14 protein-coding genes are annotated in these 17,603 nt (G+C 49.3%); 7 read left to right on the forward strand and 7 right to left on the reverse strand.

Features of this window, described 5'->3' with window-relative positions; all coding sequences use genetic code 11:
• The first annotated feature begins 16 nt into the window (after window positions 1-16).
• The 4 genes from HP552_RS14360 to HP552_RS14375 all read left to right on the forward strand — a co-directional run bounded on the left by HP552_RS14360 (window position 17) and on the right by HP552_RS14375 (window position 4,142).
• Window positions 17-2,044, forward strand: a complete 2,028-nt coding sequence (locus tag HP552_RS14360) for a beta-galactosidase (protein ID WP_175396116.1) — start codon at window positions 17-19, stop codon at window positions 2,042-2,044.
• A gap of 129 nt (window positions 2,045-2,173) precedes the next feature.
• Window positions 2,174-2,476, forward strand: a complete 303-nt coding sequence (locus HP552_RS14365; RefSeq protein ID WP_175396117.1) for a hypothetical protein — start codon at window positions 2,174-2,176, stop codon at window positions 2,474-2,476.
• Window positions 2,473-3,444, forward strand: coding sequence for a helix-turn-helix transcriptional regulator (locus tag HP552_RS14370; RefSeq protein ID WP_175396118.1), 972 nt, complete (start codon window positions 2,473-2,475; stop codon window positions 3,442-3,444). The genes HP552_RS14365 and HP552_RS14370 overlap by 4 nt, the downstream gene beginning before the upstream one ends.
• Before the next feature lie 17 nt (window positions 3,445-3,461).
• On the forward strand, window positions 3,462-4,142 hold the full coding sequence (locus HP552_RS14375) for an AlkZ-related protein (RefSeq protein ID WP_175396119.1): 681 nt from the start codon (window positions 3,462-3,464) through the stop codon (window positions 4,140-4,142).
• 161 nt (window positions 4,143-4,303) lie between these two features.
• Here HP552_RS14375 and HP552_RS14380 read toward each other — a convergent pair whose 3' ends face one another.
• Entirely contained in the window at window positions 4,304-5,818 is a 1,515-nt protein-coding gene (locus tag HP552_RS14380; RefSeq protein WP_175396120.1) for a UxaA family hydrolase, read from the reverse strand.
• The gene (locus HP552_RS14385) at window positions 5,815-7,332 is read right to left on the reverse strand and encodes a tagaturonate reductase (RefSeq protein ID WP_175396121.1); all 1,518 of its coding nucleotides are present in this window, start codon (window positions 7,330-7,332) and stop codon (window positions 5,815-5,817) included. The genes HP552_RS14380 and HP552_RS14385 overlap by 4 nt, the downstream gene beginning before the upstream one ends.
• 194 nt (window positions 7,333-7,526) lie before the next feature.
• On the opposite strand from HP552_RS14385, the gene HP552_RS14390 reads away from it, so the two are divergent.
• From HP552_RS14390 to HP552_RS14400, 3 genes are all read left to right on the forward strand, one after another.
• Window positions 7,527-8,396, forward strand: a complete 870-nt coding sequence (locus HP552_RS14390; protein ID WP_175396122.1) for an AraC family transcriptional regulator — start codon at window positions 7,527-7,529, stop codon at window positions 8,394-8,396.
• A gap of 106 nt (window positions 8,397-8,502) precedes the next feature.
• The gene (locus tag HP552_RS14395) at window positions 8,503-10,482 is read left to right on the forward strand and encodes an elongation factor G (protein ID WP_175396123.1); all 1,980 of its coding nucleotides are present in this window, start codon (window positions 8,503-8,505) and stop codon (window positions 10,480-10,482) included.
• 18 nt (window positions 10,483-10,500) lie between these two features.
• Window positions 10,501-11,178 (forward strand): tetratricopeptide repeat protein, encoded by a 678-nt coding sequence (locus HP552_RS14400; RefSeq protein WP_175396124.1) that lies wholly within the window; start codon window positions 10,501-10,503, stop codon window positions 11,176-11,178.
• Window positions 11,179-11,300: 122 nt separating this feature from the next.
• Here HP552_RS14400 and HP552_RS14405 read toward each other — a convergent pair whose 3' ends face one another.
• From HP552_RS14405 to HP552_RS14425, 5 genes are all read right to left on the reverse strand, one after another.
• Window positions 11,301-12,359: a phosphotransferase gene (locus tag HP552_RS14405; RefSeq protein WP_175396125.1), complete on the reverse strand. Its 1,059-nt coding sequence runs from the start codon at window positions 12,357-12,359 to the stop codon at window positions 11,301-11,303.
• Between the two features lie 139 nt (window positions 12,360-12,498).
• On the reverse strand, window positions 12,499-13,125 hold the full coding sequence (locus HP552_RS14410; RefSeq protein WP_175396160.1) for a GDSL-type esterase/lipase family protein: 627 nt from the start codon (window positions 13,123-13,125) through the stop codon (window positions 12,499-12,501).
• Between the two features lie 189 nt (window positions 13,126-13,314).
• Window positions 13,315-16,482 carry an MMPL family transporter gene (locus tag HP552_RS14415; RefSeq protein ID WP_175396126.1) on the reverse strand — a complete coding sequence of 1,056 codons (3,168 nt, stop codon included), beginning with the start codon at window positions 16,480-16,482 and terminating at the stop codon, window positions 13,315-13,317.
• On the reverse strand, window positions 16,479-16,937 hold the full coding sequence (locus HP552_RS14420) for a MarR family winged helix-turn-helix transcriptional regulator (protein WP_175396127.1): 459 nt from the start codon (window positions 16,935-16,937) through the stop codon (window positions 16,479-16,481). Before HP552_RS14420 ends, HP552_RS14415 begins: the two co-directional genes overlap by 4 nt.
• Window positions 16,938-17,150: 213 nt before the next feature.
• A complete protein-coding gene (locus HP552_RS14425) occupies window positions 17,151-17,588 on the reverse strand; it encodes a GNAT family N-acetyltransferase (protein WP_175396128.1) in 438 nt (145 codons plus the stop codon).
• Window positions 17,589-17,603 lie beyond the last annotated feature (15 nt).

Below are 17,603 nucleotides of genomic sequence, written 5' to 3' on the forward strand. Positions count from 1 at the left end.
ACAAGAGGTGAATACATTGATTAGCAGCAAACTACCCAAAATGTTCTATGGCGGTGACTACAACCCTGAACAATGGGATCACGAAACCCATCTAGAAGACCTGCGCATGTTCAAACTGGCAGGTATTGATATAGCCACCATTAACGTTTTCTCCTGGGCTCTGATTCAGCCTGATGAAGTAACCTATAAATTTGAAGAACTGGATCAATTGATTGACAGCCTCTACGAAAACGGTGTTTATGTTTGTCTCGCTACAAGCACGGCTGCCCATCCAGCATGGATGGCCAAAAAGTATCCGGATGTACTTCGTGTGGATGCCGACGGACGCAAACGCAAATTCGGGGGACGCCATAATTCCTGTCCAAACAGCCCAACGTATCGCAAATATTCCGAGAAAATTGCCGACAAACTGGCGGAACGTTATAAAGACCACCCTGCTGTGCTGGTATGGCACATCTCCAACGAATATGGCGGGGACTGTTATTGCGACAATTGTGAGAAAGCGTTCCGTGTGTATCTGAAGGAGCGTTATCAAACCCTGGATCAGCTCAACAAAGCATGGAACACCAATTTCTGGGGCCATACGTTCTATGATTGGGACGAGATCGTTCTGCCAAGCAATCTGAGTGAGCACTGGGGCAACAACAATTCCACGTTCCAGGGCATCTCGCTTGATTACTCCCGTTTCAACTCCGACAGTATGCTTGATTGTTACCGTCTGGAGTATGATGCGATCAAAAAACATGTCCCGGATTCCGTCGTAACGACTAACCTGATGGGATTCTTCAAACAGCTTGACTATTTTAAATGGGCCAAATATATGGACATCATTTCCTGGGACAGCTATCCGGGTCTTGCCACGCCGTTCAGCTTCACCGCCATGGCACATGATCTGATGCGCGGACTGAAAGACGGCCAGCCATTCATGCTTATGGAACAGACACCAAGCCAGCAAAACTGGCAGCCATACAACTCCCTGAAGCGTCCAGGCGTTATGCGCCTGTGGAGTTATCAGACAATTGCGCACGGTGCGGACACGATCATGTTCTTCCAGCTTCGCCGCTCCATTGGCGCATGCGAGAAGTATCACGGTGCAGTCATTGAGCACGTTGGTCATGAGAATACACGTGTATTCCGTGAAGTTGCCCAGCTTGGCAAGGAATTGCAATTGCTTGGAGACAAAACACTCGATGCGACTGTTGAGTCCAAAGTGGCAATCGTGTTTGACTGGGACAACTGGTGGGCGATTGAGAAATCCAGCGGTCCTACCGTAGCCCTGAATTATGTGGATCAGATTCACAAGTACTATGCTACCTTTTTCCGCCGGAATATTCAGGTGGACATTGTCAGTGTGGATACCGATATCAGCAAGTATGACATCGTCCTTGCTCCGGTACTCTATATGGTCAAACCAGGATTTGCTGCCAAGCTGGAGAAGTTTGTGGAAGCCGGCGGTACGTTCCTGACCACATTCTTCAGCGGCATTGTAAACGAGGGCGATCTCGTGACGACAGGTGGTTATCCAGGAGAGCTTCGCAAGCTGCTTGGCATCTGGGTGGAAGAAATCGATGCTCTGCTGCCTGAGCAAAAGAACAGCATTGTATTGAAAGAAGCCTATGGCGATCTTCAAGGTAAATACGAATGCGGCATGCTGTGTGACCTGCTGCACAGCGAAGGTGCTGAAGTCATTGCCGAGTACGGAGACGACTTCTATCAAGGCATGCCTGTCCTAACCCGCAACACGTTCGGTAAGGGCGAAGCATGGTATGTAGCATCAGATCCGGAAGATCGCTTCCTGGATGGCCTCCTTGGACAGCTTGCGGCAGCCAAAAACATCAATTCCTTGCTCGAAACACCTGATGGTGTGGAAGTAAGTGCACGTACGAAGGACGGCAAGTCATTCCTCTTCGTCATGAATCACAACTCCTCCACTCAGTCTTATGACTTGGGGAATGGCGTGGCACAAGATCTGCTCACAGATCGCGAGCTCTCTGGTCATGTGGAAATTGAGGGTCGTGGTGTCCATCTGCTTGAGATGAAATAAGCCTAACTGTGTTTGAAACATAATAGGGACGAACTGAAAGATAACCACTTGATACAAAGTGTTACGAAATGTCTGATAAACCAAGCTTTTCAGTTAAACGCTTCATTTTTTTCTAATGGAGTGATGTGAATGAGAGCTTTAAAAATGCAAACTGCTACTTACCGTATCCGTTTAACCGGATACGGTTTTTTTGCCATCATTTGTGGGAATTTGATGAGAAGGAAATACTGCTTCACAGAGCGAATTGGACGAGACACACATTTTATGGCGCATGCCGGAAAACGCTCTCTCCATTCGCCATTACACAGCATATCAAATAATCCATATAATATTGGTGACATCCAAGATGTCACTAATCGGCTGTTACAATGGCATTATCACTCCGGCATCCTTTCCGGCGGCGTAACTCTCGAAACGGAGTGGCTGACATGAATAAAATAAATCGGCTTGCCGCCATCGTCATGGCCTTACAACACGGACTCGAAACAGCACATTCACTGGCAGACAAGTTTGAAGTATCCCGCCGTACCATTTTGCGTGATATCCAGTCCCTATCCGAAATGAACGTGCCGATTATAGCTATTTCCGGGCCGGGCGGTGGCTTTAGGCTTATGGAAGGTTATGTGCTGCCTCCCTTGCAGCTGGATCCGGTAGAAGCAGCAACTCTCATTTTCGCTCTTGAGGGAATCAGTCATTATGCAGATACGCCTTTTCAAGAGAAACGCTGGACGGTTATGGACAAAATCAAAGGCATCATTCCGGATGACGTCATGGCACGAATCGATCCGATGCTCCAACAGCTGAATCACTGTATTCCCGAGCGCAATTATATTCTTCATCATCTGGAACCGCTCCTAACCTGTATCCCTGAACACGGCTGGTTGCGTATCCTGTATCGCTCGGCCGCACGTCAGCGCTGGATTCAGATTTGTCCGATTCGCATTTATGCTTCTGCAGGATTTTGGTATTGTGAAGCATATTCGGAGGAGCATGGAGAGCAGCGCTTGTTTCGAGTGGACCGGATTTTGGAGGCAGAGACCATCGACTCTTCTCAAACAGAACAATTGAAGATAGAGGCCGAGCGTGTGTTGAGTCAGACGAGCCCATCGGTGCAGTCTTCCGTTCGAATCAAAGCCCGTTTGAGTTATTGCGCCATGGTTGAAGCAGAGCAAGACAGGCATATTGGTGAGAAATTGACGGAGGTTGCTCCAGATGTCTGGGAGCTGTCCTTTCTCTGTCCAGCAGACCAATGGGAGTGGGCTGTCCGCTTCTTTTACCGTCTGGGCCGCGAGGCAGAAGTGATTGAACCCGAAGAACTCCGCAGCGAGATCAGGCAGCATGCCGAGGACGTGAGCCAAATGTACACGAACACTACCCCAAAACCTTGTACAACAACTTAAAAGGAGCTTACCTAACCATGATCACTGAGCCGATTGTAACTTATGAAGAAGCTGTCCAGCGCATACAGTCTCTGGGTTTGCTTCCGCTGGCACCGTTATTTCCCGACTTCCCCTCGCTCTCTTCGTTGACCCCCAGAGAGAATTGGCATACCGATACGGATCTGGATCCCTGGCTGTGGCGTTCACGTCTTGCTGAAGAAGGTGTTGCTGCATACGGCAAGTTTGTCAAAAAGAAAGCGATCCTGATCTCCCGCGAATATTTCCCCTGGGTGCACCGATTGTTGTCTGACAGCCGAACCATCCAGGAACAATACGATGCAGGCTTGCTCTCCCGTGACGCATTCAAGCTTTATGAGAAAATAGAGGAACAGGAAGGTATCGACGGGCGTGCTTTGCGTGCACAGGCTGGATTTGGTGCCAAGGAAGATAAAAAGGCATTCGATCAGGGGCTTCTGGATCTCCAGAGCAGTACAGCCATTGTCATCAGTGGGACCAAGGAAAAGGAAGGCCTCGCGGAAGGCAAGGTAGCCTGGAATAGCTCCTCCTATGAGACTGCTGGACACTGGATGAGCCGTCAGGGCATTGAACCATTTGAAGGCAGCATTCCAGAAGCTCGTGACCTTCTGCTGGACAAGCTCAAGGAAAACGCTACCGAAGCTGGATTGGTAAAAATCAAAAAAGCCTTGGGCATGGTGTAAACCATTAACGGAGGCTCAAATAATCTGCCAGAGTAGTCAATGGATTATCTTTGTTTACATCTGGTCACAACAAAAAGTCCCGGAAGCCACCGCACGATTGGCAACCGGGATTTTTAGTAACGGGTTTATATAAACATGATAAAAATTTGAAGGTATATCAATTATAGAATGACACCATCCTTGAATATGGCGATTTCCCTAAATCCATGCTGCTCACTGAGTGTCTGTGCACGTCCTGAAGCAATGTCGATCAACTGGCTGAACAGCTGAACTTTTACGTCATCCATCGTCCGGCCTTCAAGCAGTTGACCTGCATTGAAGTCAATCCAGTGCTTTTTTCGATTCGCCAGATCCGATTGTGTTGCAATCTTGACGGTAGGGACAGGACCTCCAAACGGTGTCCCCCTTCCTGTGGTAAACAGAACAATATGGGCACCTGCAGCTGACAATGCCGTGACGGACACCAGATCATTACCGGGGGCTTCAACAATATTCAATCCCGTTCTTGTTACACGTTTACCATAACGAAGCACATCGACGACGGAAGAACGACCGCCTTTTTGGGTACAACCCAGCGATTTCTCCTCCAATGTAGTGATTCCACCGGCTTTATTGCCGGGAGAGGGGTTCTCATAAATATTTTGGCCATGGTTTACGAAATACTGCTTGAAACCGTTAACCAAGTCCACCAGATCGTCAAACACCTGTTCATTCACAGCACGATTCATCAGAATGGTTTCCGCTCCGAACATTTCCGGCACTTCGGTCAGAATGGCGGTCCCTCCTGCGGCCACCAGCATGTCTGCCACTGAACCCACTAACGGGTTGGCTGTGATGCCGGATAAACCGTCTGAACCACCACACTTCAGGCCAATTTTGAGCTTGCTGAGCGGAAGCGGCTGACGCTGTTCCAGCTCGGCGATTTCCACCAGTTCCTCCATAAGGCGCAGTCCCTCTTCAAGCTCATCGTCTGCTTCCTGAGCCTTGAGAAACCGAACTTTTCCCTGATATTCAGGTGCAATGCATTCGCGGAACTGGTCGACCTGATTATTTTCACAGCCCAGACCAATGACCAGTACACCGCCTGCGTTCGGATGTTCGACGAGGGAAGCCAGCAATTGCTGGGTATATTTCAGATCATCGCCAAGCTGCGAGCAGCCAAAAGGGTGCGGAAAATGGTACACGCCATCCACTCTGCTGCCGAACTGGGACTGCCCCATACGAGCCAGTGCTTCACATACCTTGTTGATGCAGCCAACGGTATTGATAATCCAGATTTCATTGCGTATACCTGCTTCCCCATTAGGGCGCATATAGCCTTCAAAAGTCCGTAAGTGTTCCGGAGGCATATCTGTCTGAACCGACGCACCAGGCTTATATTCGTATTCCAGCAAGCCATGCAGCCCTGTCTTCAGGTTATGGCTATGAATCCAGTTCCCCCGCTCAATCCGTTCTTTGGCAATGCCAATCGAGAAGCCATATTTCAAGACGTCATGGCCTGGTTCGATCCCATGCACAGCGATCTTATGCCCTTTGGGCACATCATCAAGCAGTGCAAAGGAAGCCCCGTCAGGCAGTGTGATGGTCTCCCCCTTGGTATAATCACGAAGGGCTATGATCACGTCATCCTGCGGTTGAATGGCAATCCAGCCATGAGCTGCACTTGTTGTATTCATTCCATCTCACCTTCCAGTAAAACCATTTCGTTAAGAAGCGCTTCACGCAGACCTTTTCGCTCGTCCAGATTCTCTCCCCATAGGGTTGAATCCGATAATACGGCAGTCAGCCTGTCGTTTAACTGTTCTCGATCTCTATTAATCGAATCATAATGGTCCCAATGCGCAGTTAATGCAGCAAGCACATCCGGATCATCCCTGAGCAAAACAGCTTCGCCGTCCAAGCGCTGCCCTTTGTACCCCTCCGATGTGTTCACCGGACGGTACAACCACAACAGCCCGGAAAATCCGCGCACCAGGCGTGTTGGCCAATTCCCCTCGCTTTGATCATAGGACAGTAATGTAGGCAGGACACGCACCTTGAATTTGCCAATCGTATTTAACGCGATGTCCTGCAGCTTGTGATCAATATACGGATTGAGGAACCGTTCGAACACCTCTTCAGCGTACTGGTCCAGATTATGGTCCGGCATATCAAGTGCAGGCACAATCTCCTCGTGCACCGCTTCTCTGATCCACGGTCCGAATTGCGAATCTTCCATCGTTTCTCGCACATGCTGCTTGCCGTGGAGAATGCCAAGAGAGGACATCAGGGTATGCGCACCATTCAAAATGCGAACCTTGCGCACCTGGTAGGGCTTCAAATCTTTGACCCAATGAACGTTAAGTCCGGCCTGTTTCAGAGGCAGTTTTTTGTCCAACCCCTCATCACCCTGAATGGCCCAAAAATGATAAGGCTCTGCTGTATTAATCAGTTGATCCTCATAACCCCAGCGTTTCGATAGCGCGTCTGCTTCTTCCTTGGTTGGCGCACCCGTAACGATCCGGTCCACCAGATTGTTCAGGAACAGATTATGGTCGGTAATCCATGTGCGAAATGCTTCGGAATAGCCAAAATCCTCACTGTGACGCAATATGCAGCTGCGCAGTACATCGCCATTTCCTTCGAGCAGTTCACATGGCAAATGAATCAATCCTCTGGATGGATCGCCTTCAAACCGGAGATAACGTTGATGAAGAAACACGGTCAGCTTGCCCGGAAAAGAAGCAACAGGTTCTCCCTCCACAACATCCGATTGAATATATTTTAATCCCGACTCCGTCGTATTGGAGATGACAAACTCCAGCGAAGGCAGCTCGGCCAGCTCCAGAAACGCCTGCCATTCTTCATAGGGATTCATGCAGCGGGAAAAAATCGAAATCATTTCCGTACGTTCCACAACTTTTCCTTGAGAGAGTCCTCTGGTAATCATTGTATACAGCCCATCCTGATCCTTGATCTGCTCCAGCTTCGCCTTACCGCCTGGACGAGGCTGAGTAACCACCACGCTGCCGTGAAATTTACCTTGTCTGGCGCTCTCATGGAGCATCCAGTCCACAAAACCCCGCAAAAAATTGCCTTCACCAATCTGCAGTACCTTCACGGGACGTTCAATAATTTCCTTGCACTTGCGCTGTCCGTCACTTCCCAACAGATTCAGCTTCAGTCTTGGTCGTTTGGTGCTCGCCGACATGAACACTCACCTCATTGTTTATTTGTCAACATCCGAGTGCATATTCTAAGCTGCCATTTCCCTCAATTGAAAACGCTTTAAATTCATTGTATCATCAATAAAAGGAAATTAAATTGCTTATATTGCGTTAAATATACTCTTTCATGACCAAGTAAGGTCTCCCTTGCATTGAATATGTTTAGAAAGGGGCCACCATGGTACACTCACCCGTTCGCACAACCATTCAGGCGGAATCAGGCATTCCTTTTCGACTGGTGTATGCAGACACGAAAGCTCCTCAGAACGAGCTGCCGGACCATCTGCATGATTGGCATGAAATCATATACGTATATCGCGGTCAAGGGACCATTTTTATAGATACTGGCCTTGAAGATATGCAGGCTGGGGACCTGTTCATTATTCCGGGCAGCACGGTACACCGGGCTTTACCAGATGAGGTTAATCCAGTCACCTCCTCGGCCCTGTTTTTCAGTCCCGGTCTGCTGGCATCCGCAGCGGGAGGAAGTGCTTCCTTCCTGCTGTCCCTGTTCGAACGCTGCCGCAGACGCAGAGTATACAAAAGGCAGCTGGCAGTGGATGAACAAGCCAAGGTGCGGACGTTCATCGACGAGATCCATGCCGAATTGGAGTTGGGGAACCCGTTAAGCGCCCATGCTGTCCTACTTCACCTACAGCTGCTGCTTATATTTCTCGAGCGTCTGGAGGATGCTGACCCTGCCAGCTCAGCGCACTCTTCTTCTGGACCGGGCTGGCTGTCAGCCATTTTGTCCAATATCGACGACAAACTGCGCGGCGGCCTTTCCTTGTCCGAACTCGCTGTGCAGGCAGCGGTATCTCCTGCTCATTTCAGTCGGGCGTTCAAAAAATATACAGGCATGACACTAACCGATTACGCCCTTGCCCGCCGGGTGATCATGGCGAAGGAACATCTGCTTCGGAACGATGACACGATGGCTTCGGTAGCTGATGCCTGCGGCTTCGAGAGTCTGCCCCATTTTTATCGGCAATTCAAAAAGATCACTGGCACCACGCCCGCGGCATACCGCAGAACAATGAATGCTTAATGAGTCAAAGTGTAACATATTCTTCCATACAGTCGTGTGGTATGATAGTACGGAATAACAATGTCAGAAACGATACGTTTCTTCGTTCAGAGGAGCTTTACATCCCATGCAAAACGAATTCAATCGCCGAAATATCGGTATCTTCGCTCACGTAGATGCAGGCAAAACAACCACAACAGAACATATGTTATTTCATGGCGGCATAGTACGCAGTCCCGGCCGGGTAGATGATGGCACCGCAGCCACGGATTCTCTGGATATTGAGAAAGAACGGGGAATATCGGTGCAGGCTGCCATGACCTCACTAACTTGGAAAAATACCGTAATTGACCTGGTCGATACCCCGGGACATATCGATTTCAGCTCTGAAGTGGAGCGTTCGCTGCGCGTGATGGATGGTGCCATTCTGATTTTATCAGCCGTGGAAGGCATTCAGTCCCAGAGCGAGACTATCTGGCATGCCCTGCGCTCCCTTCGTATTCCCACCATCATCTATATCAATAAAATGGATCGCATCGGTGCTTCTGCAGCAGCAATTATGGAACAGATTCGCTCCACATTTTCCCCCTCTGCATGTGCAGTACAATCCTGCTTGATGGAGGAAGACTTGTTTATTGGCGTTCGTTCCTTATGGCATGAAAACTCCCTTGTGGATCAGCAAACGCTCCCCGGGCTCGTTGAAATCATTGCAGAACTGGATGAAGACATTATGGAAGCCTATATTAATGAAGCACACCTTCCACCAGAGCAGATCGATTTGGCATTCCGTAAACTGGTGCATCAGGGCGAAATATTCCCGGTTTGTTTTGGGGCTTCGGGAAAAGGGATCGGGGTATCGGAACTTCTTGATACCGTCATCCGCTTTCTCCCGCCTCCTGCTCAGATAGAGGATCTCGCAGTATCCGGGGTTGTGTTCAAAATTGAGCGGAATAAAACAATGGGTCGTACAGCTTATGTACGCATGTATGGAGGCAGCATTCACAACCGGGACACGATCTACAACACCACCAGAGGACTGGAGGAAAAAGTGACGCAAATCCGCCAGATGGATGGGCGCAAATGGATGGATACCGGTTCAGTACACAGCGGTCAGATTGCAGCCCTTTACGGCCTGAGCGAAACGCATGTTGGAGACATTATCGGGAGCCCGGATGCAGTCCCCCCCATGCCGCAAATGGCTGTACCTTTGCTGACCGTACAAGTTCATGGCCAGGATCCGGCACGTTATCCCGACCTCGTCGCTGCATTACAGGAATTGACGGATGAGGATCCTTTGCTTGATCTGCAATGGCTGCCTGAAGACCGGGAATTGCATCTCAAAGTTATGGGAACCATTCAGCTTGAAATTCTGTCCAGCCTGTTAATGAGCCGGTTTGGACTAGATGTGGTTTTTGACCCCCCTTCCGTAATCTACAAAGAAACACTGAGCGCTCCAGGTGAAGGGTTCATCGCCTACACCATGCCTAAGCCTTGCTGGGCCATTCTTAGATTTAAAATGGAACCTTTGCCTCGGGGCAGCGGTCTGGTCTACGAATCTACAGTTCGAACAGACCAGCTGCTGCTTCGATATCAAAACGAAGTCCAGCGCCGGGTCCCAGAAGCACTCTCACAGGGCATGTACGGCTGGGAAGTAACCGACCTGCGGGTAACGCTCATTGAAGGAGAGCATCATGTCTGGCATACGCATCCACTGGACTTTGTCGTTGCCACACCCATGGGAATCATGGACGGCCTGGCTCGTATCGGTACCAAACTGTTGGAACCGCTGCTGCAGTTCCGGCTGACAGTACCGGAAGAATACGGCGGCAAGGCGCTCAGTGATCTCGTACATATGCGGGCAACGTTCGAAGCGCCTGTCATTGGCGGAGGAAGATGCATCGTGGAAGGGCAGCTTCCGCTAGCCACCTCCATGGATTATCCGGTAAAACTCCGCTCGGAAACGGGCGGACGCGGTGTACTTGTTACCTCTTTTGCCGGATATCAGGATTGTCCTCCAGACGCGAATCCAACGCGCAAACGCAGAGGTGTGAATCCACTGGACCAATCCAAGTATATTTTAAGCGTTCGTAACGCGATTACATCATAAACGGAGTTGAATCTTGTCGTGCTGATTAAATTTTTGATATTTGGCCTGTTATGGCGGATTGTTGGCAATCCGTTCGTAGCTGTCCTGATTTTCCTCATTATTTTGTATTTCCTGGATCGCCGCTATGTCGGAGTATTCCCCAGTTTCATGAAGCCGCTCAAGCGCATGCGCACGATCTCAAGGCTGCGCCAGCAGATTGCGCTGAGTCCCAATGAGGTTTCTTCCAAACTTGATCTGGCCAGACTTCTGATTGAACGCAAACGTTATAAGGAAGCCTATGAATTGCTGCTGGAGCTGGAACGCCCGTATGAGCAATCTGCTGAATACTGGGAGGCACTCGGGACGACAGAACTGCACCTCGGTAAAACCGAAGATGGCGAGCGTCATATCCTTCAGGCTCTGGATATTAATCCAAGGGTAAAGTATGGTCAGCCCTATTTAACGCTAGCCAATGCCTTTAAGGAAACACATCGGGACAAAGCATTGTTCTACGTCCAACAATTCCAGGACATCCACTCTTCATCGAGTGAGGCTTACTATTTGCTGGGCTCAGTCTACCGTTCGCTTGAACGCACTGCTGACGCCAAGCATGCCTATGAGCAATCCCTGAACGTCTATCGTTCTCTGCCAAAATACAAAAAACGCCAGGAACGCCGCTGGGCAGTCCGCAGTTGGTTCCGCAAACGCGGATTGTAAAGCGCACGCTGCAAGATCTGTTTTCCGATCGGGTATGTTCCCAAACGCAAAAGAACGCTGGTTTCTGTCCAAAACAGAAATCAGCGTTCTTTTGCAATCCAATGATAAGCTCAGAAACACGCTTAAACCCATAACAATTGTCGTAACCGTTCCTCATTGCTATTCATCCATTCAATCCGTTCTCTAAGTTTAATGATCTGGTTCACTGCAACTTCCGGTTCATCCGTACCTTCGAACATTCGGCTAATAAAATGCATGACCACATCAAGACTGCGCAGCAGAATAAGCTGCGGGATGGCCCGCAGTTCCTCCGTCTCCAGTCTCACCTGTTTCTGAAATCCGCGAATCAGTCCCTCCAGTGCCTGCCACATCCATTCATCACTCTTGTCCATCGTCAGCAGGTCCGACATGGGGACAGCAAGCTCCATCACCCGCAAATCCCATGTGGCAAACTCGAAATCCAGAATAGCACAGATGCGGCCATGGTCATCCGACAATACGTTTGATGCATTCACATCCCCGTGAACCAGTTGATGCGGCAGATCATCCATGCCATTTAGTGCCTCGAACAGAGCTGGAAGCACCGGCAGCAGTTCCTGCATTTCTTCAGCGCATTCCTTCAACTCATCAGGTGGTGACAGACACAACTGTATCAATTTGTCTGGTGGACAGAGCGGGTACGCCTGTTGAATCTGATAATAAGGCGGGTATACCGGTTCAAGAGATACTTCCAGTTTAGCCAAAGCCGAGGACAGCAGCCCCGCTGCCTTACCTAATTCAATGAGCTGATCCGGCGTATTCCAGACCGGATTCTTGCCCCTGCAATACGTGAACATCGATACAATTTTGTAATGTCCATTATGGGGATCATTGACGGAAAGAAACGTGGGTCCCTCACCCTTGTTCACCTGGACAGGAGATGGCACCTGAAGCTCGAATTCCGATTGATTCAATGCGGACAACACGTGATGTTCAAAAGCAATTTTCACGGTATCCGTATGTGTCTCATACAGTCTGAGCACGTATCTCTCGCCATCCAGTTTAAGCAGGTACGTCGTGTTGTTCATGCCGCCGTATCCTCGTTCTGCTTCCCAGCGTGACTGAGGTGAACATAGGGATATCACTTCCTGTATCAGCTGTCGTTCCGCATCCTCTTGAGGACGTAAATGAATGTTGTGCACCGATTATAGCTCCTTCATTTGCAGTATCTATATGGGTCGATCAGGAAAACATCTCATTCCTCTCATCTTAACGGAAGGCCGATCTCTGGTCCAGTCTGGATCAGCTATCCCATTGACTTGATATCCTATTGAGATTTCTTCAAACAAAAGGTTTGTACCCCGTACGGTTTAGTTGATCCGCAATGACACGATATCCTCTGGCATTGGGGTGAACACGATCCCAGAATAACAGTTCCCGTTCATGACCCTCAAACCGGTCATATACCTGAGCACAGGCATAGTTCCCCGAACCTGCACCATTTAGAAATGAATTATACTGCCTAACCCAATAGGCTGCCTCAGCCGCCTGGGGATACGGGTTGTACAATCCGATGGATCGGACCATGTATACACTATTTCCTTTTAGCTGCCGGATGTGCCTCATGATCTGGGACACATTACTGCGGGTGTCTCCCAGTACCTGTGTCATTTTACTGGCGCTTGGAATGCCGCCACTCGCTTTGAAAGTCCGAATCAGATCATTTCCGCCAATGGACATCGTGATGATATCGGCTTCTCGCAGGGATTGCCGTACTCTTGCATGAGAAGATACCATTTGCAACAATTCACCTGAGGTTAGTCCGTTGACCCCCATATTATCCATCGAAACAAATGTACGAACATTCGTTTCTGCCATTCTACGGTACAAAGGAACAAACCCGGTGCCCAGCAGTGCGCCTGTACCTACCGTCAACGAGTCCCCAATGGCCGTATATCGATATACCATCACCGTCGCCCCTCTCTGCTAACTTATGAATGACTGCTATATCTATATGAGAGAACCGGATACAAGGCGCGGGATGATGTCCGTAGGCGTAAACCTTTATTTTTCTGCTATCCGTGTATAGCTCAAAATGAAAAGAAAAGAACCCCTGCGGTATTATAAAATTCCACAGAGGCCCTCTACATCTTTCAATTACATGCTAATGGTACGATCTGAATCCGTTGACTCATTCTGTTCCTTGTTGGGGAAAGGCCACCAGTTGGCACGGCCGAACATCTTCACCATAACAGGCACGAAGAACGGCAGGAACAACAGCGAATACAGGACCAAACCACTAAGAACAACTGTAGCAATCTGCATCATTGAGAGAACGCCGGATGGATACATGGCAGCAAATGTTCCGCTGAGAATAACAGCTGCCGACAGAATGACCGTACCCATGTTCTTCATCGCGTACAGCATCGCATCCTGAACTCTCATACCTTTGTTTTCATTGAACCGATCCATCAGGAAGATACTGTAATCCACACCTAGTGCGATCAGCATCACGAATCCGAAGAACGGCGTAACCCAGCTGATGCCCGCAAATCCAAGGATATTGACGAAGATGGCTTCTGTCAACGCCATGGACGTGAAATACGCGAGTAACAGGGAAACGATCAGATACAGCGGCATGATCACTGATCTCAACAACAGGACAAGGATGATAAATGTACCTGCAAGCATGAGCATTACCGTGCGCGTATAGTCGTTGTTGGAGATCTCCTGCAAGTCTGCGAACGTACTTGTTACACCGCCAACGGCAATATCCGCTTTTTCCAAGGCACTTCCCTGTACGGCACGGTGAACGGCTGCTTCAATATCCGGCACACGATCAATGGCTTCAATACCATATGGATTCTCGGCAAAAATAACATCTACCGTCATCGTCTTCCGATCTTGAGACAGATATGTGTCAAATACCTGTGCGAAGTCTTTGTTGCTCAGTGCTTCTTCAGGTACATACCAGCCTGCCAGGTCGGAGTCCGGTGAATTTTGCAGCTGTGTCAAATAGTCTTGTGCTGAATCGAGACCCCCTGATACCTGCTCGATCCCATCCACACTTTGATTCAGACCATCGGTTAATTGTGTCAGTTGACCACTTAGATCCGAGAAGCCTTGACTAATCTTCTCCTGACCGCCCTGAAGCTGATCCAGACCATTCTGGATAGAAGGAATCTCGCTGATCACTTTACCTTGACCGTCAGCTGCCTGCTTGAGCCCTGTTTCGAGCTGGCCTATTCCCGTCACAATCTGACCCAGTCCCTCTGCGAGAGCCTTTTGTCCAGATGCAGCTGAAGCATACCCTTCATTCGCCTGATTGATTCCAGCAGCAGCTTCACCCAGCTTGCTTACAATCTGATCCAGTGCTTGAGCCAATTGGGCTGTGCCTGTTCCCGTTTCACCAAGTGTACCTTTAACCCGCTGATAATCCGCATCTTGCTGCAGTTCGGGGTACCGTTCTTCGAGAGCAGCAAACGATTCATTCAGACTGGTCAGTGCCATGGAGACACCTGTGAGCTGCTGCTGCAGTTCTCCGGCTCCCTCGCCCAGTGCAGCTACACCTGCTCCAGCCTGACGATATGCTTCAAGCAGCTGATTATTGGCCTGTGCAAGTTGGTCCGCACTTGTTCTCGCCTGCTGAAGACCAGCTTTCAGATCACCAGCTCCTGACGAGCCATCACGAATTCCTTTCTCAATCTGCTGAAGGCCTTCGGACAACTGGCTAATTCCCGATTGCAGCTGGGACGTGCCTTTGCTCAGTTCTCCTGCACCACTTGCTGCTTCTTTGATCTGGGGTTCGTTTTTGCTTAATTGATTGCTTGCCTCACTCAGCCCATCACGGATTTTATCCAGACCCGTCTTGCCTTCACCGAGTCCATCCGACAATGTCCCCACTTGCTGAGTCACTTCGAAATCCTTGATCTCGTCACCCGTCGGTCTTGTCATGCTGCGTACCCCGGAGATTCCCGGCACCTTCTCCACTTCGCGACTGATTTTCTCGGCAACCGCCATATATTTGGCATTGTCCATTGGTTCATCGTTCTGGATCACGATCTGACCCGGTAGGGATTCACCCGGACCAAAACTTTCGGAGATAATGTTGAACGCTTTTACCGAGTCATACTTCTCACCAATCTCATCCAGACTGTTAAACGAAAGTTTGCCATCGTAAGTGGCCAGCAGTGGCACACAGACGGCGGCAACGATGAGCAGCGCAGCCCATGGACGTTTTAGAGAGAAGCGACCGGCTGCTCCATAGATCTTGCTCTCCGCATGGTCCAGTGAACCTTTGGAAGGCCAGAACAGCTTTTTGCCCAGCACCGCCATGAAGAATGGAACAATCGTAACCAAAGCAAGCATCATTACAGCTATGCCGACAGCGACCGCCACTGCGGAACGATAGAGCATAAACTGGGCAAAACCGATTGCGATAAAACCGACCAGCACGGCAAGAGCAGAGAAGAATACCGTTTTACCTGCTGTACGATAAGTTGCAATAATTGCTTCCCAGGTCGTCTCATGATGTGCCAGCTCTTCCTTGAACCGGCTGATGAGCAGAATGCAGTAGTCGGTACCAATCCCGAACATGACTGCCACCATGAAGATCTGCGTAAAGGTTGAGATCGGGAAATCCACCCCGTCCACCAGGAACGCTACGATCTGCTGCGATACAATATAACTGATGCCCACGGTAAGCAGTGGGACAAACGGTGCTACAAACGAACGGAATACAAGGAACAAAATAAGCAAAATAAAGACAACCGTAATGTATTCCGATTTCTTGAGTCCCTCTTGGGAGCTCTCTACCGTATCTTCATCAATTAGCCCTTTACCGGTTATGTAGTGTTCCACATTGACCGATTCCAGTGTTTCGTTCAGATCTTCACGCATTTCCTTAACCGTACGATCCCCTTGGTCAACGGACAGAGACGTCAGAATCGTTTTGCCATCAGCAGAGATCATCTTTTCTGACAGTTCAGGTTGTGAGAAAGGCTCCAAAATGGATAAAATACCGAGCTCTTCTTTCTTCGCTTCCAGCTGTTTCACAGCCTTTTCCGCCTCTTGTTTGCCTGCTGTACCCAAGCCATCTGCATTGTAAAATACAAGGGCAAGCTGGCTGCCCTGCTGTTCGCCTTTCTGTGCAGCCGCTTCGTCCAGAATGGCCGCTGCCTGGGTTGATGAATACCCTTCCGGGACCGAAAACTGCCCCTTTTCCCGAATCAGTTCACTCATATTAGGAGCAGTGAACATTAATACGGCGGCTGCAACAACCCATAGCCCCATCAACCACCATCTTGCTTTCAGAATCGTTCTCATTCGTTCTCCTGTCCTCCCTCATTCGTTAGCAAGGTTGCCAGCTTCTCAAAGGATTCAATAAAATTTTGTACCTCTTCCGGCTTAAAGTGGACCAGGTAAGGCTCCAGAAGCTGCTGTATTTCCCGCTCAGTCTCGCGGTATTCCTGGCGCCCCGTATCTGTAAGTGTCAGATAAACCACTCTGCGGTCCCGCTCATCCCCGGCCCGATCGACCAAATCCCGATCAACCAGCTTGTTGACCAGTGCGGTGATGCTGCTTTTGCCGACACAGAGAAGTTCTGCCAGATCCGACGGTGTGCAAGAAGGCTTCTCTTCGATCAAACGAAGAGCACAGAACTGATCCATTGTCATGGTTTGCCCCACCCGTTCACGAATCCGTGTATCAAACTGTTTGGTTACCAGAAAAGAGGCATCCAAATAGCGGTTCACCAAGCTTTTGGCATCTGGCGTGTTCATGTTCATTCTCCTTTCCGCGAATATAGTTCACTTATCGAACTATTCTCCAATGAAACTATTCTATATGGAAACTATAATGCAATGCAATACTTTATTCCTGTTTTTTTATGTTTTCACGACAAAAAAACAGGACGTAAGGCTCAGCTGCCGCTAAGTCATACGCCCTGTTAAATGATATGCTTTCATCTTCACCTGTAGAAACTGTTTCATCCACTATTCTTCGATTGCATCCTCGTCTTTTTCGAGTACACAACGGAATCGCTCCACACCCGGATACAGCTCACCCAGACTGTACACGACAAAGCCGGTATTGTGGTAAAATTCTACAGCTTCCTGATCCGTCTCTGCGATCAGCCTGTCCGGGTTATACTTCTCCAGCAGCTGTGCAATCATGCCACGGCCGTAGTTCTTGAATCGGTTTTCAGGCAGCACTGCGATATGTTGGATGGTAATTTCACTGATTCCCGTTTGCTCATATCCAATCAAGCCGATTAACTGCCCTTCATCTTCGTATCCATCCAGCAGAAGCTCGTCCTTCTGTACATATTGTTGTAACGCACGACCCACTTGCTCCGGGTCCGGAAAGACCGAGTAGGACAGCAGTTCCTGCACTTCCGGCTCCTGTATGCGTGATTTTAGATTGATCAACACTCTTATTCCCCCTAT

The organism is Paenibacillus xylanilyticus (assembly GCF_013359935.1).
GTDB classification, from domain to species: domain Bacteria; phylum Bacillota; class Bacilli; order Paenibacillales; family Paenibacillaceae; genus Paenibacillus; species Paenibacillus xylanilyticus.

Coding starts and splice junctions, on each gene's coding strand:
- HP552_RS14420 (WP_175396127.1), bottom strand. CDS start 16,937: ATGAACACGCCAGATGCCAAAAGCTTGGTGAACCGCTATTTGGATGCC.
- HP552_RS14385 (WP_175396121.1), bottom strand. CDS start 7,332: ATGTCGGCGAGCACCAAACGACCAAGACTGAAGCTGAATCTGTTGGGA.
- HP552_RS14380 (WP_175396120.1), bottom strand. CDS start 5,818: ATGAATACAACAAGTGCAGCTCATGGCTGGATTGCCATTCAACCGCAG.
- HP552_RS14390 (WP_175396122.1), top strand. CDS start 7,527: ATGGTACACTCACCCGTTCGCACAACCATTCAGGCGGAATCAGGCATT.
- HP552_RS14375 (WP_175396119.1), top strand. CDS start 3,462: ATGATCACTGAGCCGATTGTAACTTATGAAGAAGCTGTCCAGCGCATA.
- HP552_RS14365 (WP_175396117.1), top strand. CDS start 2,174: ATGAGAGCTTTAAAAATGCAAACTGCTACTTACCGTATCCGTTTAACC.
- HP552_RS14410 (WP_175396160.1), bottom strand. CDS start 13,125: ATGGTATATCGATATACGGCCATTGGGGACTCGTTGACGGTAGGTACA.
- HP552_RS14370 (WP_175396118.1), top strand. CDS start 2,473: ATGAATAAAATAAATCGGCTTGCCGCCATCGTCATGGCCTTACAACAC.
- HP552_RS14415 (WP_175396126.1), bottom strand. CDS start 16,482: ATGAGAACGATTCTGAAAGCAAGATGGTGGTTGATGGGGCTATGGGTT.
- HP552_RS14395 (WP_175396123.1), top strand. CDS start 8,503: ATGCAAAACGAATTCAATCGCCGAAATATCGGTATCTTCGCTCACGTA.